General features: G+C 47.7%; 6 protein-coding genes and 1 pseudogene. 1 reads left to right on the top strand and 6 read right to left on the bottom strand.

The genetic code is table 11. The features are described from left to right. Positions 1 to 79 precede the first annotated feature (79 nt). The 6 genes and pseudogenes from urtE to B5D35_RS24440 form a co-directional block, all read right to left on the bottom strand. On the bottom strand, positions 80 to 751 hold the full coding sequence (gene urtE, locus B5D35_RS22740) for an urea ABC transporter ATP-binding subunit UrtE (RefSeq protein WP_078754696.1): 672 nt from the start codon (positions 749 to 751) through the stop codon (positions 80 to 82). Positions 752 to 782: 31 nt separating this feature from the next. Continuing rightward, positions 783 to 1,658: an urea ABC transporter ATP-binding protein UrtD gene (urtD, locus tag B5D35_RS22735; protein ID WP_212567566.1), complete on the bottom strand. Its 876-nt coding sequence runs from the start codon at positions 1,656 to 1,658 to the stop codon at positions 783 to 785. Between the two features lie 17 nt (positions 1,659 to 1,675). Next, positions 1,676 to 2,770 carry an urea ABC transporter permease subunit UrtC gene (urtC, locus tag B5D35_RS22730; RefSeq protein ID WP_078754694.1) on the bottom strand — a complete coding sequence of 365 codons (1,095 nt, stop codon included), beginning with the start codon at positions 2,768 to 2,770 and terminating at the stop codon, positions 1,676 to 1,678. A gap of 3 nt (positions 2,771 to 2,773) precedes the next feature. Then, positions 2,774 to 3,700, bottom strand: a pseudogene (gene urtB, locus B5D35_RS25125) (urea ABC transporter permease subunit UrtB); the annotation flags it as partial. 198 nt (positions 3,701 to 3,898) lie between these two features. After that, positions 3,899 to 4,435 (bottom strand): hypothetical protein, encoded by a 537-nt coding sequence (locus tag B5D35_RS25120; protein WP_244556720.1) that lies wholly within the window; start codon positions 4,433 to 4,435, stop codon positions 3,899 to 3,901. 56 nt (positions 4,436 to 4,491) lie between these two features. Next, on the bottom strand, positions 4,492 to 4,668 hold the full coding sequence (locus tag B5D35_RS24440) for a hypothetical protein (protein ID WP_170915256.1): 177 nt from the start codon (positions 4,666 to 4,668) through the stop codon (positions 4,492 to 4,494). Between B5D35_RS24440 and B5D35_RS22720 the strand changes: the two genes are divergently transcribed. After that, positions 4,667 to 4,906 (top strand): transposase (locus tag B5D35_RS22720; protein ID WP_170915255.1); only part of this gene is annotated, 240 nt, incomplete at its 3' end. The two genes, B5D35_RS24440 and B5D35_RS22720, sit on opposite strands and share 2 nt — an antisense overlap.

The following is a 4,906-nucleotide window of genomic DNA, read 5'->3' as shown; positions in this document are numbered from 1 at the left end:
ACGAGGTTTAGACATGAGACTACGACGATTGATGGGTGTAGCCGATCAGATCGTAGCTTCTAGATTTAGTTCCATCGATTTAAGCAACAAAGCCATCCACCATCTCTCCGCTGGCAACATTTTTGCCACGGTCGAGCAAACAAAAGCGATCTCCAACTCTCCTTGCGAAAGGAAGCTTTTGCTCCACCAGCACGACAGTTAAACCCAGTTCGTCATTCAAACGGCGGATAATGTTGCCAATCTCTTGAACAACATTCGGTTGAATACCTTCAGTTGGTTCGTCTAGAAGCAGCAGTTTGGGGTCTATCACCAATGCACGCCCAATCGCAAGCTGCTGTTGTTGACCGCCTGACAAATCTCCGCCAAAGCGGTTCTTCATCTCTGCCAACACGGGAAACAATTCGTAGATAAAAGCCGGGATTTTGCGATCGCCTTTCGACCGAATCGGCAATCCGATTTGCAGGTTCTCTTCCACAGTCAAACGCGGAAAAATTTGACGTCCCTGCGGCACATAACCGACGCCATAACGGGGCCTCATTTCTGCGCGCATACCGGAAAGATCGGTTCCAGCTACGGATATTTCGCCATTATCAATGTCGAGCAGCCCCATGATACTTTGTAGCAAAGTCGTTTTTCCGACGCCATTACGCCCCATAACAACAGTACATTTCCCTTCTGGGGCCTCCAGCGAAACATCCCATAACGTTTGGCTCTCACCATAACGCTGATTGAGTCCTTTAACGTTCAGCACAATTTCCTCTCCTCATCGCGTTGGCAGGACGCTACTGCCCTAAATACACTTCCCTGACTTTAGGGTTGTCTTGAACATCTTTCATACTGCCCTCTGCCAACACGTGTCCTTGGTGCAACACTGTCACTGTTGATGCAATATTGCGGACAAACTCCATATCGTGTTCAACCACCATGATGGAGTGACTCCCTGACAGTGAAAGCAACAACTCTGCGGTTCTGTCCATCTCCTGATGCGTCATGCCCGCGACAGGTTCATCCACAAGCAATAGTCGCGGTTTTTGCATCAATAACATGCCAATTTCCAACCACTGCTTTTGCCCGTGAGACAGTTTCCCAGCGATCATGCTGTATTGCGTTTCTAAGCCTATTAGATTCAATACCCTATCAATGTCGCATCTCTGCTCACCCGTGAGTTTAGTTCGGAACAAGTGCCACGTTGTTTTATTTCCTGCCAACGCAAGTGCTAGGTTCTCCCACACGCTTAGCGCTTCAAACACAGTCGGTTTTTGAAATTTCCGCCCTATTCCTGCATTGGCAATTTGTGCTTCGTCCATCTTTAGCAAATTCAATTGCTGTCCAAGCCAAACGTCGCCCTCATCGGGTCGCGTTTTGCCAGTGATGATGTCCATCATGGTGGTTTTTCCAGCACCATTGGGCCCAATAATGCAGCGTAACTCACCTTCTTTGATGTATAGATTTAGGTCGTTAATCGCCTTAAATCCGTCGAAAGAGACAGACACACCCTCAACGTATAAAAGCATGCCGTTTTTGACATCCACCTTTGGGTTGTATGGCGGTTTTAAAAAACTGAAAACTTGATCACGACGCGTGAACTCATGGATAAGATCGCTCGTACCGCTATTGCTTTCACGTGTGTGAGCTTTCTGAAACTTCACGCTTTCCATCCATCGTCTTTTTAACATCATGCGTTAGCCTCCTTTCTTTGCAGTAGCCCACTCACCCCTTTCGGTAAGTAAAGCGTCGCAAGCACAAACAAAGCCCCTAATGCGAAAAGCCAAACCTCAGGAAACTCGACCGTGAACCAACTCTTGGCATAGTTCACCAGCAATGCACCAACAATGGCACCGTACAAGGTTGCTCGGCCGCCAAGCGCTACCCATACCACGATTTCGATGGAGTTAAGCGGTGAAAACTCACCGGGATTGATTATGCCTACCTGAGGGACGTAAAGTGCCCCGGCAATACCGGCAATGGCTGCTGACAACACAAACAACCAAAGTTTGCTTTTTTCCACTGCATACCCAATAAAGCGCGCTCTGGATTCGGCATCCCGTATCGCAATCGTCAATGCACCTAAACGGCTTGTGACAATTGCTCTACAGAGCAAATAGCAAAGGCTCAACGCAATCACGGTAGCGACGAACAAGCCAATCCTCGTGGCATCATTTTGCAGACTAAACCCCAGCAGATCTTTAAAGTCTGTGAGGCCGTTATTGCCTCCAAAGCCCATTTCGTTTCGAAAAAATGCCAACATTAATGCAAACGTCATCGCCTGTGTCATGATGGAGAGATAAACACCAGAAACTCGCGAGCGGAATGCCAGCCAACCGAAAACAAACGCCAGCAAACCCGGTACAGCGATCGCCATAAAGCAGGCAAACCAAAACATATCGAAGCCCTGCCAAAACCAAGGCAGCTCTTGCCAGTTCAGGAAGACCATAAAGTCAGGAAGTTCAGGGTTACCATAAACACCGCGCTCGCCAATCTGACGCATTAAATACATCCCCATGGCGTATCCGCCTAGTGCAAAGAAAGCGCCATGCCCCAAACTCAGTATGCCCAGGTAGCCCCATACCAAATCCACTGATAGAGCCAAAATGGCGTAACACAAATATTTGCCAAACAAGGAAACGGTATAGGTTTCTATATGAAATAGACTCGAAGAAGGCACCCACAAATTCAGAATGGGCACCAATATTGCCGACAGACCCAACACGATAATCAGCAGGGTCGTGGATTTATCAAACAATGGTTGATGTAATTGATGAGTGTCCATGAGTTATGCATCCTCCGCCATACGTCCACGCTGAGGAAAGAGTCCTTTGGGGCGTTTTTGAATAAACAAAATGATAAAGACCAGCACCAGAATCTTTGCGAGCACCGCTCCCGCCCAAGGCTCCAAAATCTTATTAAACACACCTAAGCTAAGGCCTGCCGCTAATGTGCCCCACAGGTTGCCAACACCGCCAAACACCACAACCATAAACGAGTCGATAATGTATGCTTGACCCATGTTTGGCCCAACGTTCGTCAGTTGAGACAAGGCGACACCCGCCACGCCCGCGATACCCGAGCCCAATCCAAAGGTGGCCATATCCACCCATTCAGAGCGCACTCCCATCGCACGAGCCATTGACCGATTTTGGGACACTGCACGAACTTGAAGGCCCAATGAGGTGCGCTTCAACACAAATAGCAAGGTGAAAAAGACCAGCAAGCAGAACCCGATGATGTACATGCGGCTCGCGGTCAATTGAAGCATGGGAGTAAACTCAATCATCCCACTCATGAATTCTGGTGTGCTGACAGAACGGTTCAAAGGGGAGAAAACAGATCGTACCGCTTGCTGAAGGATCAGGCTGATCCCAAACGTTGCCAGTAACATTTCTAGCGGACGGCCATAAAGGTGACGAATGACACCGCGCTCAATCAGCACACCCACCAGGCCGGAAACAAAAAAAGCACAAGGAATCGAAATCAACAACGCTAACCCGGTATAACTCGGCAAGAGTTGCTGTATCACATAGGTGGTATAGGCGCCCAACATGATCAGCTCACCGTGCGCCATGTTAATCACACCCATCACACCAAACGTGATTGCTAATCCAATACCCGCGAGTACCAACACCGAACCTAAACTCAGACCGAAATAGAGTGTCTGTGCAACATTCACGACTTTTTGTGTTTGAAGGTAATCCGCGATTGCGATGTCTAACGCGCGTGTGACAGGGGTAATATTACCATCCACCGAGGATCTGGACGCTTGTAGCGCCTCGTAGGATGCCGGTAAGCCCGATTCCGCCAACACCTCAATAGCCTCGATTTTCTCTGCGTCACTACCCTTGTTCTGTAATGTGTATACGGCAAGGGCGACATCGAAATATGATTTAGTGACGCCGTCACTTTATTTCATGGAAAGATCGCTGACTACAACAGTCAACGTTTCGTCCAGTTCACCAATCAGCCGCTTCGCCCCACGGCGTTTTTCTTCGATGTCTGTTCCAGTAAGCGCCAGCGTTGCCAAAAAAGTTCTAATTTGGGAGCGTATTTTGTTGTTAAGCGTCACACTGCGGTAATCACGCTTTTTTGCAACAGTCAGTCGCTCCCCTGTTTGCAATTTTTCAATCTCACTGCCCTTTTTCAAAGGCGGTGTTACCACTAGCCAAAGTGATTTGTCGTGTTTGCTATAAACAACCTGTTTATTTAGCAATCCATTTAGTAAGTCTTCTTTGTTATCGACATCCAATTGTGCAATCAGCGCGACAGCCTTTTGTTTGTCGCTGAAGGATTTACTTGTCAGAAGCGGTTGAATATCGTTCAGGTTGTATGAACCACCAAACACATCAAAAGACACTGCAAACATCATGGTGACCACAAATGAAATCATTATCCGACTGAGGTTGTCCTTCAACACAACACCTCGTATGGGCCTATTCATCATCGTTCAATCCCTTGAAAAAAAAGCCCGCCATTTTAGTCGTATGATAGGAGACGGCATCAAATGGCAGGCAAAAAGGTAAAAGTCACATCCGTGATGATTACTCGCTGACGCCAGCGCATTGACCCGTTTCGACATTGAAACTGCCGCAGGACGGCTTTGTTGCTTAAATCGATGGAACTAAATCTAGAAGCTACGATCTGATCGGCTACACCCATCAATCGTCGTAGTCTCATGTCTAAACCTCGTTACAAAACAACTAACTGGAAGCAGTACAACAAAGCCTTAATCAACCGTGGTTCTCTGACCTTTTGGATTGATGAGGAAACGATAGCTGAGTGGAAACAAAACAAACAAGGCAAGCGTGGTAGACCTCGCCGATTCAGCGACTTAGCCATTACTACCGCACTGATGGTGAAACGCATTTTCTCTATGCCATTGAGAGCGCTACAAGGTTTTCTAGACTCTGTTTTT

The sequence above is a fragment of the Enterovibrio nigricans DSM 22720 genome (genome assembly GCF_900167155.1).
In the GTDB taxonomy this organism is placed as follows: domain Bacteria; phylum Pseudomonadota; class Gammaproteobacteria; order Enterobacterales; family Vibrionaceae; genus Enterovibrio; species Enterovibrio nigricans.
This window is presented reverse-complemented; position numbering and strand designations above follow the sequence as displayed.